The 21517-nt window shown below is 46.2% G+C and carries 18 protein-coding genes and 1 tRNA gene; 16 read left to right on the plus strand and 3 right to left on the minus strand.

From position 1 onward, the window contains the following. The first annotated feature begins 143 nt into the window (after positions 1-143). Positions 144-1886 carry a hypothetical protein gene (locus MKZ12_RS00840; protein WP_339258235.1) on the plus strand — a complete coding sequence of 581 codons (1743 nt, stop codon included), beginning with the start codon at positions 144-146 and terminating at the stop codon, positions 1884-1886. Positions 1887-2050: 164 nt separating this feature from the next. On the opposite strand, the gene MKZ12_RS00845 is transcribed toward MKZ12_RS00840, so the two are convergent. Next, positions 2051-2500, minus strand: a complete 450-nt coding sequence (locus MKZ12_RS00845; protein WP_339258237.1) for a hypothetical protein — start codon at positions 2498-2500, stop codon at positions 2051-2053. Positions 2501-2817: 317 nt separating this feature from the next. On the opposite strand from MKZ12_RS00845, the gene MKZ12_RS00850 reads away from it, so the two are divergent. From MKZ12_RS00850 to MKZ12_RS00895, 10 genes are all read left to right on the plus strand, one after another. Beyond that, positions 2818-4551, plus strand: a complete 1734-nt coding sequence (locus MKZ12_RS00850; protein WP_339258239.1) for a tetratricopeptide repeat protein — start codon at positions 2818-2820, stop codon at positions 4549-4551. Between the two features lie 171 nt (positions 4552-4722). Continuing rightward, entirely contained in the window at positions 4723-5682 is a 960-nt protein-coding gene (gene trxB, locus MKZ12_RS00855; protein WP_339239014.1) for a thioredoxin-disulfide reductase, read from the plus strand. Positions 5683-5844: 162 nt separating this feature from the next. Next, positions 5845-6876 (plus strand): AI-2E family transporter, encoded by a 1032-nt coding sequence (locus MKZ12_RS00860; RefSeq protein ID WP_124118318.1) that lies wholly within the window; start codon positions 5845-5847, stop codon positions 6874-6876. Between the two features lie 450 nt (positions 6877-7326). Then, a complete protein-coding gene (locus MKZ12_RS00865; protein WP_017691252.1) occupies positions 7327-8277 on the plus strand; it encodes an ROK family glucokinase in 951 nt (316 codons plus the stop codon). Between the two features lie 51 nt (positions 8278-8328). Beyond that, entirely contained in the window at positions 8329-9228 is a 900-nt protein-coding gene (gene rapZ, locus MKZ12_RS00870) for an RNase adapter RapZ (RefSeq protein ID WP_017691251.1), read from the plus strand. A 13-nt stretch (positions 9229-9241) separates the two neighbouring features. Continuing rightward, a complete protein-coding gene (locus MKZ12_RS00875) occupies positions 9242-10228 on the plus strand; it encodes a YvcK family protein (RefSeq protein WP_017691250.1) in 987 nt (328 codons plus the stop codon). Positions 10229-10234: 6 nt separating this feature from the next. Further along, positions 10235-11173 carry a DNA-binding protein WhiA gene (whiA, locus tag MKZ12_RS00880; protein ID WP_253429043.1) on the plus strand — a complete coding sequence of 313 codons (939 nt, stop codon included), beginning with the start codon at positions 10235-10237 and terminating at the stop codon, positions 11171-11173. Between the two features lie 255 nt (positions 11174-11428). Next, the gene (locus MKZ12_RS00885) at positions 11429-11698 is read left to right on the plus strand and encodes an HPr family phosphocarrier protein (protein WP_017691248.1); all 270 of its coding nucleotides are present in this window, start codon (positions 11429-11431) and stop codon (positions 11696-11698) included. A gap of 156 nt (positions 11699-11854) precedes the next feature. Then, complete coding sequence (locus MKZ12_RS00890; RefSeq protein ID WP_339258241.1) at positions 11855-12607, plus strand: SIMPL domain-containing protein; 753 nt, start codon at positions 11855-11857, stop codon at positions 12605-12607. A 389-nt stretch (positions 12608-12996) separates the two neighbouring features. After that, positions 12997-14094, plus strand: coding sequence for a DUF4163 domain-containing protein (locus MKZ12_RS00895; protein WP_339258243.1), 1098 nt, complete (start codon positions 12997-12999; stop codon positions 14092-14094). Between the two features lie 235 nt (positions 14095-14329). Here MKZ12_RS00895 and clpP read toward each other — a convergent pair whose 3' ends face one another. Beyond that, the gene (gene clpP, locus MKZ12_RS00900; RefSeq protein WP_017691245.1) at positions 14330-14926 is read right to left on the minus strand and encodes an ATP-dependent Clp endopeptidase proteolytic subunit ClpP; all 597 of its coding nucleotides are present in this window, start codon (positions 14924-14926) and stop codon (positions 14330-14332) included. Between the two features lie 176 nt (positions 14927-15102). Continuing rightward, positions 15103-15177, minus strand: a tRNA-Arg gene (locus MKZ12_RS00905). Between the two features lie 426 nt (positions 15178-15603). Between MKZ12_RS00905 and MKZ12_RS00910 the strand changes: the two genes are divergently transcribed. From MKZ12_RS00910 to gpmI, 5 genes are all read left to right on the plus strand, one after another. Next, positions 15604-16629 carry a sugar-binding domain-containing protein gene (locus MKZ12_RS00910; RefSeq protein ID WP_124118313.1) on the plus strand — a complete coding sequence of 342 codons (1026 nt, stop codon included), beginning with the start codon at positions 15604-15606 and terminating at the stop codon, positions 16627-16629. 106 nt (positions 16630-16735) lie between these two features. Next, complete coding sequence (gene gap / locus MKZ12_RS00915; RefSeq protein ID WP_056695277.1) at positions 16736-17743, plus strand: type I glyceraldehyde-3-phosphate dehydrogenase; 1008 nt, start codon at positions 16736-16738, stop codon at positions 17741-17743. Between the two features lie 151 nt (positions 17744-17894). Beyond that, entirely contained in the window at positions 17895-19076 is a 1182-nt protein-coding gene (locus MKZ12_RS00920) for a phosphoglycerate kinase (protein WP_339258244.1), read from the plus strand. A 36-nt stretch (positions 19077-19112) separates the two neighbouring features. Next, the gene (gene tpiA, locus MKZ12_RS00925; RefSeq protein ID WP_253429049.1) at positions 19113-19865 is read left to right on the plus strand and encodes a triose-phosphate isomerase; all 753 of its coding nucleotides are present in this window, start codon (positions 19113-19115) and stop codon (positions 19863-19865) included. Between the two features lies 1 nt (position 19866). Further along, positions 19867-21411 carry a 2,3-bisphosphoglycerate-independent phosphoglycerate mutase gene (gpmI, locus tag MKZ12_RS00930; RefSeq protein ID WP_339258246.1) on the plus strand — a complete coding sequence of 515 codons (1545 nt, stop codon included), beginning with the start codon at positions 19867-19869 and terminating at the stop codon, positions 21409-21411. Positions 21412-21517: the final 106 nt, after the last annotated feature.

The raw sequence follows: 21517 nt of genomic DNA on the forward strand, positions 1-21517 counted from the left end.
CTTTAATCGGTATATGGTATATACTGACGAGAAAAAATGAACTCACCTACGGGCGGTGTGAGTATGCTTCCGTTCTGAATTGAAGGCGCTGAAGCAACATACTCCGCACATCGGGAGAATGCATTGGTATGGAGGGACTGCACATGTATAAACAGCTGGTGGAGAGTAATGACAGAGCGGTAGAAAGAGGCATATCCCGGCAGATGCTTGATCCTGAAAGCCGTTATTATGGAGGCACCATCGATCCCTATACAGGTGTTGCCTGGGTCAACCACACAACGGGCACGCCCACGGATATGTGTTACTGGGGGGCTGCGATCTCCAATCCGGACTCCATCTATTATCGGGATGAGGCGTTGTTAGATCGACTGCTGATAGCTACGGAATATGTACTCCGCTTCCAGCATGAAGATGGTTCAATATCTCCGGGCTGGACTAATTACCACTCCCCTCCAGACACTGCATTTGTCGTTGTGGGATATTCACAGTTGTATCAGTTACTTCAGCAACAAGAATGGGAGCCATTGCAACCTGTACTGACCAACATGAGGCTGTTTCTGGAACGCACGATTCCAACGATGCTTACAGGTGGTTGTCATACGCCGAATCATCGCTGGGTGCTATGCGCGGCGCTCGGTTCCCTGCATCAAATCTTTGGTCTGGAGGAAGCTGTGCAGCGCGCAGAGCAGTGGCTGGCAGAAGGCATGGATATTACACCCGATGGGGAGTGGACCGAACGAAGCAACGGAATATACAGCGCAGTTAGCGACATCATGTTAATTCATGCCGCACGCCTGCTCAATCGTCCTGAACTGCTGGAACCGGTGAGGCTTAATCTCCGCATGATGGTGTACCTGGTGCATCCTTCAGGTGAGATTGTTACAGATTATTCAGGGCGACAGGATCTGGGCAGTGTTCATGATCTGTCACCCTATTACCTACCGTATGCCATTCTGGCGCGGTTGGATGGTGATCCACTCTTTGCGGGGATGGCAGCCTGGGCGGGAGATACATTGACTGATCCGGGAGTGTGCTCGGTGAATACACTCATTCGGTTAATGCTTGAGCCTGAGCTTCAGCATCCGGATGAGGAACGTGATGCATTACCGAAGCAATACGAAGTTATGCTGAATGAACATTTTGTACGGGGAGACTATCTGGGACAGATGGATTCAGCAGGGCATCACGGACGGATCTCTCACAGTCGGATGCATACGGATTTTGGTGCTCCGGTAGCCCGAATTCGGGATGGTGCTACTAGCGTGACCATGATGACAGAAGTTCCTTCTTTCTTCGCGCTTCGTCATGGTGAGGTGCGTCTGCTGGCTGTGCAACTGGCTTCATACTTTAATCCGGGTTATGTCCCTATGCAGCACATGACCAGATTATCCGAAGGGTACCGTTTGACTGGTGAGCAGAAGAAAGGCTACTATGGTCCAGTTCCTGCGAATCTGTTACCGGAATCTGCTGCATCAGATATAAGTCCATGGTATTTGCTACCTCATCAGAATCGTCAGCTTACTCATGAGCAGACATTCCGTGTAGGCGCAGAAGTGCAACCAACGGAAAATGGATGGACCATGCATCTATCCGGGCAAGAACCGGAGGACATTATGATGCAGCTGTCCTTTGTATTCGGAAGCGAAGGTGAGTTGACCTGTGAGGACGCGATGGAAACAAGTGAGGGTCACTATTTGTGGAAAGGCGGTACGTTACGCTATACCTGCGGAGAAGACTGGCTAGAGATTACCGGGGGCGAACTTGGGCATCTGGCGGCAACGGTTCGTGAGGCAAAACTGCCGGACAAGTGCAAGGTTGTGCTGGTCAATTTCATGACACCGTTTGATAAAACCATTCATATTTCACTCTCGCCTTCGATGGCGTGAGTATGGAGTTATAACTTTAGAAGACCGAGCCTGCGGGCTTGGTCTTCTTTTTTTACGAATGATTACGGCGAACCGTTCGTTACATGCCCAATGATGTGCTCAATCCATGGAACTTCATGAATTTTGATATTTCAGGATACGTCTCATACTGTAGACTTGAACTATCATTGCAGTTGCTCCAGCGCAGTGTCGATGGATTTGGTGAATAGAGGATTATCTTTGGTATTGCTCCAGTAGACGATAAGGGCATTTCCTTTCTCATATAGAAAAGGGAACGTTGTGAAATGGGCATTTTCCATGTGCTTATTGAATTCTTTGGTCCCGTTAATGCGATCTTTCTCTGAATTGAAAATATAGAAATGTAAAAATTCAGGGCTATAAGGCTCTTCTTCCACTGGTACTTCAACGGAGTACACCTCAGGCACAACATCATTTAATTTTAAAGGATACCCGGTTATACCAAAGGACACTAAATTCAAGTTTTGAGACTCAAGCGCTGTTACTACTTCATCAAGTGTAAAATGATTATCATCATTTTTTATCTCTTCCGAACATCCATTCAAAGCAAACAAGCAGATTAAGATGAATATAAGTGGTCTAATTTTCGAGACCATCAATATAACATCTCCTAAAAAAATAATGATGTACCTTTATTTTTATAATTACACACGACATTCCGTGACCGACGGGATTGGACTAATGCAATACTGCAAAGAGATCTTGTGGCAAGTGAGTGAGGGAGTCTCTAGGCAAAAAAGGTATCCTTTTAATAAACAACGCTCCAAGGTGATATGTTTCCTGCAAAATGGAATATCACTTTTCTTTTGCATTTTTTTCATAAACGACATGAAACTACATATTGAGAAGTGGGTCTTAAGATGTGGTATACTGGAGAGTATGAATGAAATGCAAAGAGGAGGTGCCTTGGAAGATGAAGGGCAAGCTAGTGCGGGCTGAGGGACACCTTGCCAATATTATACCGATTCACTTGGATGCTTCTTTCTTCTTTGAAAGAGCTGTCCGCTCGCTGGACCGTAATCATGTTGACAAGGCATTAAAATATTTTCGCAAAGCTGTTGAATACGAACCGGAAAATCCGGTAAATCATTGTAATATGGCGGGTATATTATCGGAGAAGGGGGATTACGAAGCCTCCAATGCCATTCTGGCTAACGTGCTGGAAGTGGTAGATCCGTCGATGACGGAATGTTATTTCTATATGGCGAACAATTATGCAAATATGGATCGGTTTGAGGAAGCCGAGCAAGCACTTGTTACCTATCTGGAGGAGGACACCCAGGGTCAGTTCATGACGGAGGCCGAAGAGATGATGGAGCTTCTGTACTATGAGCTGGATCGTCCGACCAAACTGAATCGAATCAAATCACGTAAAGGTGTAGTGGAGCACGACCAGGCACGGGAACTGTTGGAAGAAGGGAAATTTGCACAGGCTGCTGAATTGCTCGAAGGCATGTCTTCTGATTATCCTGATTACTTGGCTGCCCGTAACAATCTGGCACTCGCCTACTATTATATGGGTCTGTTTTCCAAAGCAAAAGAGACCATTGCCGAAGTGCTTGAACAGGAACCAGGTAATCTGCATGCACTCTGTAATCTGGCCATTTTCCATCAAAACGAGAACCGGGCCGATCAAGTGCTGCTTCTGATCAAAAAATTGCGGGTCATCGTGCCATTCCAGCACGAACAAGTCTACAAACTCGCGACAACGATGGGAATTCTGGGCCAACACGATACGGCTTATGTTCACTTCCGGCGTTTGCTCAAGGATGAAGAGACAGCTGCTGATCCGGCACTTGCTCATTATGCAGCAGTGGCGGCTTATAATACAGAACGTTATGATGCTGCTGAGCGTCTATGGCATCATGTGTCCAAGCTTGATCCGGGTTCCGAAGTATCCCGTTATTATCTGTCAGGTCTTGAAGCTGTAAAACAAGGCGAGCAAGAACCAGAGAAGCTAAGTTATCACTATCATCTGCCTTTCGATGAACAGTTCAGACAGTGGGAGAACTATGGTAACGGTATACCTGAAGAAATGAAGAATGATCCACTGATTCGTTCATCGTTCTTCTGGGCACTGCGGCATGGTGATCGGGCAACCAAGCTACAGGTTATTCATGCGCTCGGAATGATCGGTGATTATGAGGTGCAGCAGGCTCTGCAATCCTTCATTGAAGAGCCGGGAGAAGAACAGGATCTGCTTGAGGCAGCACAAGCTGTACTGAACGGATTGAAATCGGCTGAACATGAGGATGGGAATACTCAGGTGGTTCGTCCCTTTTCTCCTGTTGCCTTGAAGTCCATTGGGAAGGTTCAATCCACATCAGAACAATTGGACACTGGCTCGACCTCCCATTGGCAGGCTGTTGTTGATCGTGCATTACAGATGTCTGAAGCAAAGGCTGAGTTGCAGCAAGAGATGGAACGGCTCTGGACGGATTATGTATCCCGTGTACATCCAGAGGTTCCGGGCACGAAACAGATTGAGGGTTGGGCTGCTGGACTTGAATATTTGGCAGCGAAGAATCATAGTCGTCCCGTTACCTATCAAAGCATTGCTGAGCGGTATGGGATATCGGCATCAACGGTTAGCAAGTATGCTAAACAGATTCATGCGGTGTGTAACAGCAATCCACCACTTGTATAGAAAGTTGGCCCTCACTCGTTTTCAGAAAGACATCATGAGGTGAAGGATACAACAACCGGGAAAACGGGTAAACTTAACGAATGAGCCTTGTAAATGCCTGTAGGATATCATCTTGGCAAGTTCATCGCTAGTACAACACATTCTCACCTTAATTAAGGAGGCTGTATCTATATGTCTAAATACAGAACGATTGTGATCGGAACGGGACCAGCGGGTCTGACAGCAGCGATATATCTGGCTCGTGCTAATCTGAAACCACTGGTTATCGAAGGTCTTCAGCCGGGTGGTCAATTGACGACGACAACGGAAGTTGAGAATTTCCCCGGTTTCCCGCAAGGTATCATGGGTCCGGAACTGATGGACAACATGCGTAAGCAAGCTGAGCGTTTTGGAGCCGAATTCAAAAATGGTTGGGTGGAAGAAGTGGATTTCAGCAAACCGCCTTTCAAGGTCAAAGTTGGAGGAATCGGTGAACTGGAAGCTGAATCGATCATTATCTCCACGGGTGCATCCGCTCGTTATCTTGGTATTCCGGGCGAGCAGGAAAATGTGGGACGTGGTGTAAGCACATGCGCGACATGTGATGGCTTCTTCTTCCGGGGCAAAAAGATCGTGGTTGTGGGCGGTGGTGACTCCGCCATGGAGGAAGCGAGCTTCCTGACTCGTTTTGCAACAGACGTTACATTGGTTCACCGTCGGGATGAATTGCGTGCATCCAAGATTATGCAGGATCGGGCTCGCAGCAATGAGAAGGTGAAGTGGGCGCTGAACCGTACTCCACTCGAAGTCGTACCGGAAGCTATGGGTGTCAAAGGACTGAAGGTGCGCAACAACGAGACGGGGCAGGAAGAGTTGCTCGAAGCAGATGGCGTATTCGTTGCCATTGGTCACACGCCAAATACCGGATTTCTGGGTAATGCGATCACACTGGACGAACATGGCTATGTTGTGGTTAAACCAGGAACGACGGAGACCAATATACCGGGTGTATTTGCCTGTGGTGATGTTCAGGATACGAAGTATCGCCAAGCTATTACGGCTGCAGGATCCGGATGTATGGCCGCGATGGATTGTGAGAAGTTCCTTGAAGGAAGCATTATCCATGATTGGAGCGAAACGTTGGATAAATAAGCATGACATGCGTGAGGTTGGGCATATGCTAGGAATAAGAGACAACGGGAAGTCTCATGTAATGAGAGAAGCCGGAAGGCTTCTCTTTTTTTGAAACTACAGTGGGCATGAGTTCGTATACATATGGGGCATATTAGCTGTGAGGTGAAGATTTTGGGGGAAATGATAAAAGATTGGCTACAGAATGCGACAGTGAGACGATTTTTGATCCTGCTCTTATTCTGTTTGGTTTTGTTCAGTATGGGGAGTATGCTGCACATGATTCTGCTGTTGTTCCTGGTGACGTATGTCATGAACAGATTACAGCATTTCATTACAGGTGGTTTGAATCGGTTGTTTCCGATCAATTATAAAGTTGTGGTTATCCTGCTCTATATGATTGTTATCGCAGTAATTGTGCTCGGTATCTCCAGATATTCACCACGGATCGTGGATCAGGTCGTTCAGTTAACGAACGAGATTATGAAATTTTTGGATAGTGCAGATGGAGATAATTTTGCTTCCAAGATTGCGGGTTACCTTCAGTCCTTCGATATCAAAAATTACACCAATGATGCATTGAAATATATTTTCGCTTTGAGCAAATGGCTGGAGTTTATTCTGCTCGTTATCATTCTGAGTCTGTTCTTCTTGTTGCAGAAGCAGGAGATATCCAAGTTCACGTCCAAGTTCAAAACAAGTAAAATTGGATGGTTCTATAATGAAGTAGCTTATCTGGGAGATAAGTTCGTCTCTTCTTTTGGTAAAGTCATTGAGGCACAGCTTCTGATTGCGGTGTTCAATACAGTGCTGACCATTCTGGGCTTATGGATTCTGGGTTTCCCATATCTGTTCGCGCTGACCATTCTGGTGTTCCTGCTCAGTCTGGTGCCCGTTGCGGGGGTTATCATCTCGCTGGTACCGCTCTGTCTGATTGGGTATCAGATGGGTGGACTGAAATTAAGCATTATTGTGATCATCATGATTATTGTAATTCATGCTTTGGAGACGTACTTCCTGAATCCAAAATTGATGGCGCACAAGACCAAATTGCCAATGTTCTACACCTTTATCGTACTGATTCTGTCGCAACACTTCCTGGGAATCTGGGGACTGATCATTGGTATTCCGATCTTTGTCTTCCTGCTCGATATTCTGGATGTGAACAAGATGGAGAAGACAGAAGAGCCGGTACGTGTGGAGTCGAAGTTGTGACGTACAGCTGAAAAATGGCTGAGTGCAATCCAATTGAAAAACATTGATTTTATAAAAGTAAGGCGCCTTCCATCTGTATCTGTGGAAGGCGCTTTTGTGTTGGCTGTGACGTCATTCAATGGTCCTCTGCGTGAGAATGACTGGTGGTTAGTGGAGTGAAATGGGACACCACGTTGAGGGGACGATGATCATCTTTTATGAATGGAACGAGGGGAGATGCAATATCATGAGTTGAGGCTTCCTCTGCTATGGAGGAAGGAACAAAGCGTGCGTTCATAAATGAAGGTGATGAGATTGTATACGTATTCATAAATGCTATGTGATGTGGTTCACAACCCTGTCAAAGCAAGATGTATCCGAGGTCTTATCGTCTTGACCCAGGCGTATCCTTCAATTATAGTTGGTACGTAGGACTTAAACTATTTTAGATAGATAAAGGTGGCTTGCAGCATGTCTGAGAAAATCTACGTTGGGGTCGATCTCGGCGGAACAGCAATCAAGGTCGGTATATGCGATGAACAAGGTCAGCTAATGCATACGTATGAAGGACCGACTGAAGTGGATAAGGGCGTAGACACGGTCATCGCCAACATCGAGAAGTATGTCCGACATATCGTAGCCGAATCACCATACAGTTGGGAACAGCTTGAGGGTGTGGGTGCTGGAGTGGCCGGTTTCACGAATGTACGCGAGGGAATTATCGTTCATGCCCCTAACATCGGATTTCGGAATGTGGCCATTCGTTCGATTCTGGAAGAACGTCTGGGCAAGCCAATCAAAATAGATAACGATGCAAACGTGGCAGCACTGGGTGAAGTATGGGCAGGTGCCGGCAAAGGCGTAGACAATTGTGTATGTTATACACTCGGTACAGGCGTCGGCGGAGGCTTGATCTTGAATGGTAACATCTATCAAGGCTTCTCGGGTATGGCGGGAGAGCTGGGTCATATCAGTGTGGTTCCTGATCTGGAGGCCATCAAGTGCGGCTGTGGTAAAATGGGATGTGTAGAAACGGTATCGTCTGCGACAGGAATTATCCGTATGGCGAAGGATGCCGTAGAACGTGGTGATCATACGTCACTGGCACTCGTCGACAAGATTGCAGCCAAGGAAGTATTCGATGCTGCTAAGGCAGGCGATGAAGTAGCACAGCGTATTGTAAACCGTGCAGCATTCTACCTGGGCAAGTCCATGGCTACTGTAGCGGCTGTCATTAACCCGGAGATGTTCATCATTGGTGGCGGTGTGTCCAAAGCGGGCAATTTCTTGTTCGATGAAATACGTACCGTATTTGCTAAGCTGACACCGGAACCGTTGCAAGATGGGGTTCAGATTCTGGAAGCTACACTTGGGAATAATGCAGGTATTGTGGGTGCGGCAGGTCTTCTCTTGCGTTCCTAGTAACCTCGTAACAATATATGAAGACAGCAATATGATAAGGAGGGGACATTTATGCTTGAAGGTGAAGGCTCACCAGGCACAGGCGCCACGCTCATTATCATTACGGGCATGTCCGGGGCAGGTAAAACCATTGCAGTACAAAGCCTGGAGGATCTGGGTTTCTTCTGTGTGGATAATCTGCCACCGGTATTGATTCCAAAATTTGCGGAACTAATTGAACAGTCTAACGGCAAGATTGGTAAGGTTGCATTGGTTATCGATCTGCGCGGGCGTGAATTCTTTACGGCTCTGTCCGAGTCTTTGAACTATATTAAAGATCATTTTACCATTCATTGCGAAATTTTATTCCTGGATGCTACAGATTCTGTGCTTGTTCAGCGTTATAAAGAAAGCAGGCGCAGACATCCTCTGGCTCCTGAGGGCATGCCGCTGGACGGCATCCGACTGGAACGCAAGATGTTGGAGGAACTCAAAAACTCCGCTACCCAGGTACTGAATACAAGTACAATGAAGCCTGCCCAACTGAAAGAACGCATCATATCCCGCTTTTCTCATCTGGAAAGCCAAATGCTGTCAGTGAATATAACGTCGTTCGGATTCAAATATGGCATTCCGATTGATGCTGATCTGGTATTTGATGTACGTTTTTTACCGAATCCGCATTATATTGATCATTTACGACCGAATACGGGACAGAATAGTGATGTGTACGAATATGTTATGAAGTGGCCAGAGACACAGGCGTTTCTGACCAAGCTGCTGGATATGCTGCATTTCCTGATTCCGCAATACCGGAAGGAAGGCAAAAGCCAGGTTATTATTGGAATCGGCTGTACCGGAGGCAAGCATCGTTCGGTAGCGATATCGGAATATTTGGGCAAGATGTTGGGAAGCAGCGAGACAGAAGCTGTCACCGTAAGCCATCGCGACGCCGACCGGGACCGTCATTGAAGAGGGTGAAGGGATGAAAGAGGCCGGACCACGAAGAGAACGTCCGAGAATAGTTGTAATGGGCGGCGGAACCGGATTATCCGTGATGTTACGCGGTTTGAAAGAGAAGCCGCTGGATATCACGGCCATCGTCACGGTTGCAGATGACGGTGGAAGTTCAGGCATCCTGCGCAATGAGCTACAGATGCCGCCTCCGGGCGACATTCGCAACGTGCTTACGGCACTGGCTGATGTAGAACCATTGCTTTCAGATATGTTGAAGTACCGTTTCAATACAGGCGCGGGGCTTGCAGGCCACAGCTTGGGAAATTTGATTTTGGCTGCAATGACGGATATTTCGGGCGACTTTGTGACCGCAGTGCGGGAGCTTAGCCGCGTGTTTGCCGTTCGAGGTGAGGTATTGCCAGCAGCCGGGCAGGCCGTTGTGTTGCATGCCGAGATGGAAGATGGCACAATTATTACAGGTGAGTCCAAAATCCCTGAGGCAGGCGGACGCATCAAACGTGTTTTCCTTGAACCGGATCACGTGGAGCCGTTGCCAGAGGCAGTAGAGGCTATTCGTCAAGCTGACGCCATTCTGATCGGGCCAGGCAGCCTATATACAAGCATTCTTCCCAATCTGCTTGTGCCTAAGCTTGCAGAAGCTGTGGTAGAGGCTGATGCGGTGAAGATGTTTATCTGTAATGTTATGACACAGCCGGGCGAAACGGATAACTATACGGTAAGTGACCACCTTAAGGCGGTACACGAGCATATAGGTCATCAGCTCTTCGACTACGTTATCGTAAATAATGGTGATATTCCGCTGCAAGTGCAGAATAAGTATGCGGAAAAAGGAGCAAAACCGGTTGTACTGGATATGAATGTACTCGAAAGTGCCGGCTATCAGGTGGTTGCAGATACCCTTGTTCTGTTCAAGACTTATCTGCGTCATGATGCCGACAAGTTAAGTCATCACATCTACCAGCTGGTACAAAATTGGATGTTACGGAAGAGGTGAAGTCCCATGTCGTTTGCAGCACAGACCAAAAAAGAGTTAACCATGATCGAGAGCGAACCGTGCTGCGAAAAGGCGGAACTTTCAGCCCTCATCCGTATGCTTGGTGCAGTGCAGTTATCGAATAAAAAAGTGATCTTGGATATTTCGACGGAGAATGCCGCCATTGCAAGACGGGCATACTCTCTGCTTAAAAAGCATTTTCAAGTGCATACGGAATTACTGGTCCGCAAAAAAATGCGGCTGAAAAAGAACAATGTATATATTGTTCGTATTCCAACTATGGTACAGGAGATTCTCAAGAGTCTTCATATTGTATCGGAAGGTTTTCTGTTTACACCAGGGATTAATACGGAGTTGTTTCAGCAGAACTGTTGTAAACGGGCCTATCTTCGCGGTGCATTTCTGGCCGGTGGATCGGTTAATAATCCGGAAGGCTCCTCGTACCATCTGGAGATTGCGTCCATGTATGAGGAGCACTGTCAGGCACTCGTTGATCTCGCCAATGAATTTCATCTGAATGCCCGGTGTATAGAACGGAAAAAAGGATTCATCCTATACATTAAGGAAGGCGAGAAAATCATTGAGCTGCTCAGCATCATTGGTGCTCATCAGGCCTTGTTCAAGTTTGAAGATGTACGGATTATGCGAGACATGCGTAACTCCGTTAACCGGATTGTCAATTGTGAAACTGCCAACCTGAATAAAACCATTGGAGCGGCTGTAAGACAAATCGATAATATCCGTTTGTTGCAAAAAGAAGTTGGTCTGGAGTCACTGCCTGAGAAACTTCGCGAGGTGGCGGAGGTTCGACTGGCTCATCCAGATATCAATTTGAAGGAAGTGGGCGAACTCCTTAAAGGTACAGTTAGCAAGTCTGGAGTAAACCATCGGCTTCGTAAAATTGATGAGCTGGCTGAGAAAGTGCGCACAGAACGTTATGGTTAAGACGTCGCAGGGTAAGTAACAAGGTCGGCTGTTTCTACTGAACTGAAACGGTCGGGAAGGTCACCCGTTAAGGATCTGGGAGAACTCACTTAGGTCATTGGATGCGCTCTGCAAAAGATGAAATAGGGCAAGATAATGTCCTACAAAAGACCCTTAGTTTTTTCTTCTAGTGTCCTGCACGGGTTAATGGTATAATGTTGTATAAATATAATTGTGTATTTAATGTCCAGATTTCATAATAGGGGGTAAGTTTCCATGACAAAGCACCCGGTAGTTGTCCGTTTGAAAACGGGTCTCCATGCCAGACCTGCGGCACTGTTCGTTCAAGAAGCGAATAAGTACTCGTCTGAAGTGTTCGTCGAGAAGGACGACAAAAAAGTTAATGCAAAAAGTATTATGGGGATCATGAGCCTTGCGATTAGCACAGGTACGGAAATCCAGATTAGTGCAGAAGGCGCGGATGCCGAACAGGCTGTAAACGCTTTAGTTAGTCTGGTAAGCAAGGAAGAGCTCGAAAACCAATAAGATATGATCAATCCAATGAAGAAGTCCCGAAAGGGGCTTTTTTGCGTTATTGAGGTATTTGCTATCGTCAAGTGCAACATTATGGAATTTGTCCCGTCTGTTAAGGTATCAAATCGATTAAAGTTTGAGATGTTAACACATAAGGAGGCTATCGTGATGGGTAAACAATGGATGAAACCGTTTGGTGCAGTGCTGGTGGCAAGTACGTTGCTTGTAGGAGGAACCGCTTGGGTTGCGCCAGGGAGCTATGCTTATGCTGCAGAGGTTCAAGGCGTACAACAGAATGTGATTAATGTCGTGGGGAAAGGTGAGATTCAGGTGAAGCCTGATATTGCTTATCTGTCCATTGGTGTGAACAGTACTGCAGAGACAGCTGCATCTGCTCAAAAAGCGAATGCTGCCAAAGTTCAAAAAGTATCCAACTTGCTGAAGAATACGTGGAAGATCAGTGCAGACGACATTCAAACCAGTCAGTTCTCTGTACAACCCAACTATACGTATAGCGAAAAAGACGGACAACAAATTAAAGGATACACAGCGCATCATACACTGACAGTCACGTATCGTCAGATGGACAAGATCGGCGAACTGCTTGATGCTGCTTCAGGTGCGGGTGCGAACAATATTGAGAACGTGCGCTTTACTGTAGAAAATCCGGAAACTTATGAGTCCCAAGTGATTGAGAAAGCTGTTGCCAATGCAGATGTAAAAGCTGGCGCCATCGCAAAAGCAGTTAAACGTCAACTGGGTGCTGTTCTTTCCGTAAGCCAAGGCGATGCGAATGTACCTGTGTTCTATGCGAGTGAGTCATTGATGTCCAAAGCAGCAGATACAGCAGGTGGCACTGAGATTGAAACAGGCCAGGTTAAAGTAAGCACAATCCTGAATATCACGTATGAAATGAAATAAATAAGATCGAACTAATGATTGTAAACTCAAGTAACACTTTATAAGTGTCATTTAAAGGGTACAACGAAATAATGACAAAGACTTTGTCCTGTGGACAGAGTCTTTTTTTGTTGGAAAAGCAAACTTTAATGAAGTTAGATAGAAGTGTACCTTTTTGAAGCAACGTGAAATGCTGTTTATTGGTATCTTTTTTGTATAGTTGTTCGTGACAAAAAGGTCATATCCCCTTATATTTTGCGTCTGATATTCATCAACATTGTAACTCGAGCTGTAAACCTTTCCGAAATTGGGTTAATTATAATAGAGAGGTGAGCGTATGAGATATGCGATCAGGTCAGGATTACATACGCAATGATACCTAATTGTGAATTCAGAGAGGAGTTTTATATATGACATCATGGAAAAAATGTACAAGTGCGTTGCTTGCAGCAGGAATTATTGTAGGTAGTGGTTCGGTATGGCAGGAGAGTTCGGTACAGGCGGCTTCTGTATCCTCGAAAGTGACAACCCCAGCTGAGGTAACGCTGAAATCGGGTGGGAAAACACTGACTCAAAAAGGACTTCTTCAAGGTGGATCGACTTGGGTCTCGCTGACAGCAGTCAAAGATGTAGCGGGTGGAACGTTGAAATATGATGCTAAAACGAAGTCATATACGGTAACAGCAGCCAACAATGCGATGACCGTTAGCCTGATGGATGGACAACCAAACGTCTATATTAACGGGTATTACCCTCAGGTGGAAGCAAAATTGATTCAGGGTCGATTATATATTCCATTCTCGGCAATGCGAGATTATCTGGGTGTACAGGGAAATTGGGATGGCAAAACCAAAACGTTGACACTCAGCAAAGTGAAGCAAAATAATGTGCAGGTAAAATCGACAAAAGTAAACGTGACTGTGAAAAATGCGGAGGTGGATGTACAATATCCGCAGGTGAGTGGACTTGCCAGCAAAGAAGCTGAAGCGGCCATCAACAAAGTGCTCAAAGATGAAGTGGACACGGCTGTTGCTGCTTTCAAAAAACAAACCACTGAATTCGGCGGAGCAACCGCAAAACGTCCATATGCTTTTGAAACTTCGTATGTCGTGACCTACAATGAGAACGGCGTGTTAGGTTTGATCACTCAACGTTATGAGGACTATGCAGGAGCACACGGCATGACAACCCGTACGGGACACACCTTTGCTCTGGACACAGGCAAGGAACTTACGTTAGATGATGTGTTGCAAAATAACAAAACCATGCGTGAGACGTTGGGTAAAAAAGTGGGCGAGCAACTGAAAGCCCGCGGTGGATACCTGGAAGGTTACAAAGGGTTAAATAAAGACCAGGATTTCTATGTGACACCAACAGGTGCAGTTGTGTTCTTCCAGTTGTATGAATATACAGCGTACGCGGAAGGTTTCCCTGAAATGAAGTTCACTTACAAGGAAATTCTGCCTAAGGGCACGGAACCGTTTAGCAACGTAACATCAGACAAGTAAGTTCGCGTAGGGTAACTTTTAAGCAAGAGCACTCATATCACATTCTTCTCATGAAAAATAATAACAAGAATCCCCCGTCATCCTGCTTTGACGGGGGATTCTTGTTTATCCAGTCAACGCACTCCACTAACGGGTGTGATATTTGCCTGTTTAGTTGAAAATAGCACAGGGCGGGCTCACCTTTATATCGGTGAAGCCCGCCCTGTGATGTTACCGCTAGTCTCCAGGCAGCATATTAGATGCCTTGGGAACCCACGTTTTCAATAACTTTATCAATGATACCGTAATCGGCAGCTTCAGCAGCACTCATGAAGTAGTCACGATCTGTATCTTTCTCGATCCGCTCCAGAGGTTGACCTGAACGCTCAGAGATGATGCGGTTCAAGGTATCACGCATTTTCAGGATGCGGCGAGCACGAATTTCGATGTCCGAAGCTTGACCTTGAGCACCACCAAGCGGTTGGTGAATCATGATTTCACTGTTAGGCAACGCAAAACGTTTCCCTTTTGCACCAGCATTCAGCAAGAATGCACCCATGGAAGCCGCCATACCTACACAGATGGTAGATACATCCGGTTTGATGAATTGCATTGTATCGTAAATGGCCATACCGGCTGTAATCGATCCGCCTGGGCTGTTGATGTATAAGTGAATGTCTTTCTCCGGATCTTCCGCAGCCAGGAACAACATCTGTGCCATAATGGCATTAGCCACTACATCATTAACATCGCTACCAAGGAAAATAATACGATCCTTCAGCAATCTGGAGTAGATGTCATAGGCGCGCTCACCCCGGTTGCTCTGTTCAACGACCATTGGAATAAAACTCACGTGAAAAACCTCCTCGGAATGTAAATGTTATTGGTGCTTATATTTAAACTGTTACCGTATTACCCACATAATAAACAATTCCAAACAAAAAGTCAAAGAAAGTCAAACTAACTTGCAAAAAAAAGAAACCTTTCCGGTTTCATTGGTTAAAAGGGTTATGAGCTGTTAAATAAAAGTGGCGCGCCCGCCAAGAATCGAACTTGGATCTCAGGCTTCGGAGGCCTACGTCATATCCATTGGACCACGGGCGCACATTATGTGACAGCAATAATGATTATAGCTCATGAAATATTTAATTGCAAGCAATTCGTGATGTGTATTGGTTTGGATTAACCTAAAAATGATCATGATGAAGAAGAGTGGATAAAGAGTGCATTTAAGTAAATGCTATTAGAGGTTTTGGACATGCCCGATGAAATGTATTCTGAGCGATATGTAGATGGAATTCACATGTTTCTTCTATATATGGTATGCGTGAGCTAGTCCTTGATCATGGAAGTCTAGGATTGTGAAAATAGGCGCGTACAATCGCTGAATGTGTGTCGAAATAACACGTTGAAACACTTGCATGTCACGTCAGTTTTAGGTAGAATAGACGTGGGACTTAAAAAGTTAACCCGGGACGTTTTAGGGCCACGAAAGAGAGCTTGGAACGAGAACTTGCGGGAGTGGAAAGCATGCGAACGATTTTAGAAGTACAAAAGCAGCTTCTGCCTGATCTCATGGATGTCTTGAAAAAGAGGTATACGATTCTGCAGCAGATCATGTTATCGGATGTGATCGGACGGAGAACGTTAGCTAATTCCATGCAGATGACCGAGCGGGTTCTGAGGGCTGAGACCGATCTGTTAAAGGCTCAGGGACTTATTGAAATTGACAGTGCAGGAATGAAGATCAGCGAGGCAGGGTATGATTTGCTGCAGCAGTTAGAGCCCGTAGCCAAAGAGTTGTTCGGATTATCCGAGCTGGAAGAGCGCATCAAGCAAGCCTACGGTCTGCAAAAGGTAGTTGTGGTTCCTGGTGATTCGGACGTATCTCCATTTGCCAAAAGGGAACTGGGCAGAGCCGGAGCGAAGGCTCTCGGCAATATCATGAGTGACAACGACGTTGTCGCCGTTACTGGCGGATCAACAACGGCCGAAGTCGCAGAGCAACTGACTCCGCCAACATCGCTCAAAGGTGTCTGGTTCGTACCGGCACGCGGTGGACTTGGAGAAAGCCTTGAAATTCAGGCAAATACGATTGCATCCACGATGGCAAAACGGGTAGGAGCGCAATATAAACTCCTGCATGTACCGGATTTGCTTAGTGATCATGCCTATGAATCATTAATCCAGGACCCCAGTGTTCAGGAGATTCTGCAGCTGATTCGAAAATCGCGGATTGTTATTCATGGAATTGGTGATGCCGTGGAGATGGCGACAAGACGTAAACTTGCGACGGAGATCATAGATGAACTTCAGGAGCAGGGAGCCGTATCTGAATCTTTCGGTTATTACTTTAACGATCAGGGTAAGGTGGTACATACCATGCTTACACTGGGGATGCGACTTCAGGATATTGAACGAACCGATGTTGTGATTGGAATCGCAGGTGGCAAAAGCAAAGCTGCTGCCATACATTCCGTGTTACGATTTGGTCAGGAAGATATTCTGATTATTGATGAGGCAGCTGCCGAAGTCATCGTTGCTGAAATGGAATAAAGTTTTACTCTGCAACACAACTATTGTTGTCTTGACGGACTTCACCGTCTGTCTTGAATATATAAGTTTCATAAAAAATTAATCAAAACTTGGGAGGAACTTACTCATGATTAAAGTAGGTATTAACGGTTTTGGACGTATTGGACGCTTGGCATTCCGCCGTATTCAAAATGTAGAGGGCATTGAAGTAGTAGCAATCAACGACTTGACTGACGCTAAAATGCTGGCTCATTTGCTCAAATATGATACAACTCAAGGTCGCTTCGATGGCGATGTTGAAGTACACGATGGCTTCTTCAAAGTGAACGGCAAAGAAGTTAAAGTATTGGCTAACCGTAACCCGGAAGAACTTCCTTGGGGCGACCTGGGCGTAGATATCGTTCTGGAATGTACTGGTTTCTTCACAACGAAAGAAGCAGCTGAGAAACACTTGAAAGGTGGAGCTAAGAAAGTTGTTATCTCCGCACCAGCTACTGGCGACATGAAAACCATCGTTTACAACGTAAACCATGAAATCCTCGACGGTACTGAAACTGTAATCTCCGGCGCATCTTGCACAACGAACTGCCTGGCACCTATGGCAAAAACACTGCAAGACAAATTCGGAATCGTTCAAGGTTTGATGACTACAATTCACGCTTACACTGGCGACCAAAACACATTGGATGCTCCACACCCTAAAGGTGACTTCCGTCGTGCTCGCGCAGCAGCTGAAAACATCATCCCTAACACAACGGGTGCTGCTAAAGCAATCGGTCTGGTAATTCCAGAACTGCAAGGCAAATTGGATGGTGCAGCTCAACGTGTACCAGTAGCTACTGGTTCCCTGACTGAGCTCGTAACTGTTCTGGGTAAAAAAGTTACTGCTGAAGAAGTTAACGCAGTAATGAAAGAAGCTTCCGACCCACAAACTTTCGGATACACTGAAGACGAAATCGTATCTTCCGACATCCAAGGTATCACTTTCGGTTCCCTGTTTGACGCAACTCAAACTAAAGTTCTGACTGTTGGCGACCAACAATTGGTTAAAACTGTAGCTTGGTATGACAATGAAATGTCCTACACTGCACAATTGGTTCGCACTTTGGAGCACTTTGCAAAAATGATTAAGTAATATCTGCAATAACATAGAGCGGAAACAGATGCTATATTGTTTCCGCTCTTTATATATCAATATTTTGCAAATTTCTCAAAAACACCAGGATTGACAAGGGATTTCAGCCCTTGATCGGTCCACCAAATACATGGGTGCGGAGGAAATACAGATGAACAAAAAAAGTGTACGCGATATCGAATTGACAGGAAAACGGGCTTTTGTCCGTGTAGATTTCAATGTGCCGCTCGAAGATGGTAAAATTACAGATGACAAACGTATTCGTGCAACGCTTCCTACAATCAACTTCTTGATTGAAAAAGGCGCTAAAGTCATTTTGGCAAGCCACATGGGTCGTCCCAAAGGCGAAGTGGTTGAGTCTTTGCGTTTGACTCCAGCAGCTGAGCGTTTGTCCGAATTGTTGGGTAAAACAGTTGTTAAAGCTGACGATTCTGTTGGTGACGTTGTTAAAGCTCAAATCGCTGAACTGAACAATGGCGACGTATTGTTGCTTGAAAACGTTCGTTTCCACGCAGGCGAAGAGAAAAATGATCCGGAACTGGCAAAACAATTTGCTGAACTGGCTGACGTTTTCGTTAACGATGCGTTTGGCGCGGCTCACAGAGCACACGCTTCGACTGAAGGAATTGCTCACTTGCTTCCAGCGGTGTCCGGTTTGTTGATGGAAAAAGAACTTGAAGTGTTGGGTAAAGCAATCTCCAACCCTGAGCGTCCTTTCACAGCCATCATTGGCGGATCCAAAGTTAAAGACAAAATCGATGTAATCGACAACCTGCTGAACATTGCAGACAACGTGATCATCGGTGGCGGTCTGACTTACACGTTCCTCAAAGCACAAGGACATGAAATTGGACAGTCCTTGCTGGATGACTCCAAACTTGATGTTGCGCTCGGTTTCATCGAAAAAGCGAAAAAATTGGGCAAAAACTTCTACCTGCCGGTAGATATCGTAGTGTCTGACGATTTCAGCGCAAAAGCAAACACACAAATCGTTGATATCGATGGCATCCCAGCAGATTGGGAAGGAATCGACATCGGTCCTAAAACACGTGAGATCTATGCTGACGTAATCAAAAACTCCAAATTGGTTGTATGGAACGGACCAATGGGCGTATTTGAAATCGAGCCATTCTCCCACGGTACTCGTGCAGTAGCAGAAGCTTGCGCTGAGACAGAAGCTTACACTGTAATTGGTGGCGGTGACTCCGCAGCAGCAGCTGAGAAATTCAAATTGGCTGACAAGATGAACCACATCTCTACAGGTGGCGGTGCATCGCTCGAGTTCATGGAAGGTAAAGTTCTTCCAGGCGTAGTGGCATTGAACGACAAGTAAGTTTTAGTAGTCTATAGCATGAAGGAGTTGAAACCCATGAGAACACCGATTATCGCAGGTAACTGGAAAATGTTCAAAACGGTTTCCGAATCCAATGACTTCATTCAGGAAGTTAAAGGAAAAGCGGAAGTTGAAGGCGTGGAAACTGTAATCTGCGCACCGTTTACGAATCTGCCATCCCTGGTAGAAGCCGTTAAAGGCACAAACATCAAAATTGGTGCACAAAATCTTCATTTTGAAGACAATGGTGCATTCACAGGTGAAATCAGCGGTGTAATGCTGAAAGACCTGGGTGTGGATTATGTCATCGTTGGTCACTCGGAGCGCCGTCAATATTTTGCGGAAACCGATGAGACTGTCAATAAAAAGTTGCATGCAGCATTCCGTCACGGATTGACTCCAATCTTCTGCCTTGGTGAAACGCTTGAAGAGCGTGAAGCGAACCAAACAAAAGATGTATGCAAAGTGCAAACAGAAGCTGCTTTGGCAGGTCTGTCTGCAGAGCAAGCGGCACAGGTTGTTATCGCTTATGAGCCAATCTGGGCGATTGGTACAGGCAAATCCTCCACTTCCCAAGATGCGAATGAAGTTATTGCTTACATCCGTACATTGGTGAAGGATCTGTACAACGAGACGGTTGCGAGTGCAGTTCGTATTCAATACGGCGGCAGTGTTAAACCGGAGAACGTAACAGAATACCTCGGACAAAGCGACATCGACGGCGCGCTTGTTGGCGGTGCCAGCTTGCAGCCGGCTTCGTTCATCGCGCTTGTTGAGGGGGCGAAGTAAGATGACAGCTCCAAAACCTGTAGCACTGATCATCATGGACGGCTTTGGTCTGCGTAACACGGTGGAAGGCAACGCGGTAGCGCAAGCCAAGAAACCGAACTACGACCGTTTTATGAGCCAATTCCCACATACAACACTCACTGCTTGCGGTGAAGCTGTAGGTTTGCCAGAAGGGCAAATGGGAAATTCCGAGGTAGGTCACCTGAACATCGGTGCCGGCCGGATCGTATACCAGGATTTGACCCGTATCTCCAAATCCATTCGTGACGGCGAGTTCTACGACAATGAAACACTTGTCAAAGCTGTTCGCGAAGCGAAACAAAGCGGTAAAAAGCTTCATCTCTACGGCTTGTTGTCCGATGGCGGCGTACATAGTCACATCGACCACCTGTTCGCTATGCTGGATCTGGCCAAAAAAGAAGAAATGAACGATGTATATATTCATGCCTTCATGGATGGCCGTGATGTTATGCCAGACAGTGGTAAAGACTTCATGCAGAAGCTGATCGCCAAGATTGAAGAAGTTGGTGTGGGACAAATCGCAACGGTTCAAGGTCGCTATTACGCGATGGACCGTGACAAACGTTGGGAACGGGTGGAGAAATCATACCGCGCCATCGTTTATGGAGATGGACCGAAATACACTGACCCACTCAAAGCGGTTGAAGAATCGTATGAGAAATCCGTATTTGATGAATTCGTTGAACCAACGGTTATCGTCAAAGCGGATGGTGAGCCGGTAGGTTTGGTAGAAAGCGGCGATTCCGTTATCTTCCTTAACTTCCGTCCTGACCGTGCAATCCAGTTGTCGCAAGTATTCACGAACCAGGACTTCCGCGGTTTCGATCGTGGTCCGAAGTTCCCAGTGGGCTTGCACTTTGTATGTTTGACTTTGTTCAGTGAGACGGTTGAAGGTTATGTGGCTTACTCGCCGAAGAACCTCGACAACACCTTGGGTGAAGTTCTGGTACAGAACAATAAAAAACAACTGCGTATTGCAGAAACGGAGAAATACCCACACGTTACCTTCTTCTTCAGCGGCGGTCGTGATGTGGAGCTTCCGGGCGAAACTCGCGTACTGATCAACTCACCAAAAGTTGCAACGTATGATCTGCAACCAGAGATGAGCGCGTATGAAGTAGCTGACGCATGTGTTCGCGAAATCGAAGCAGACAAACATGACGCCATCATTCTGAACTTTGCTAACCCTGACATGGTTGGACACTCCGGCATGCTGGAGCCTACCATCAAAGCGGTAGAAGTAACAGATGAGTGCATGGGCCGTGTTGTGGATGCAGTACTTGCCAAAGGCGGCGTTGTACTGATCACTGCGGATCATGGTAACGCGGATATGGTGTTCGATGAGCAAGGACGTCCGTTCACAGCTCATACAACGAACCCGGTTCCATTCATCGTTACAGATGCTAACGTTACCTTGCGTGAAGGCGGAATCCTGGCAGATATCGCGCCAACGATCCTTGACCTGATGCAGTTGCCTAAACCGGAAGAAATGACAGGTACATCTGTTATTGCTACCCGTAAATAATTCGTTTTAATAGGTTGTCGAATAAGACAGAGTGGAACCTGGAACGAAGCGGGCAGAACCAATCTGAAGAAGCGTTAGCGTTCGCCTTTATCACATGATTCCAACT

Origin of the sequence: Paenibacillus sp. FSL R5-0713 (genome assembly GCF_037973325.1) — a bacterium.
Taxonomy (GTDB): Bacteria; Bacillota; Bacilli; order Paenibacillales; family Paenibacillaceae; genus Paenibacillus.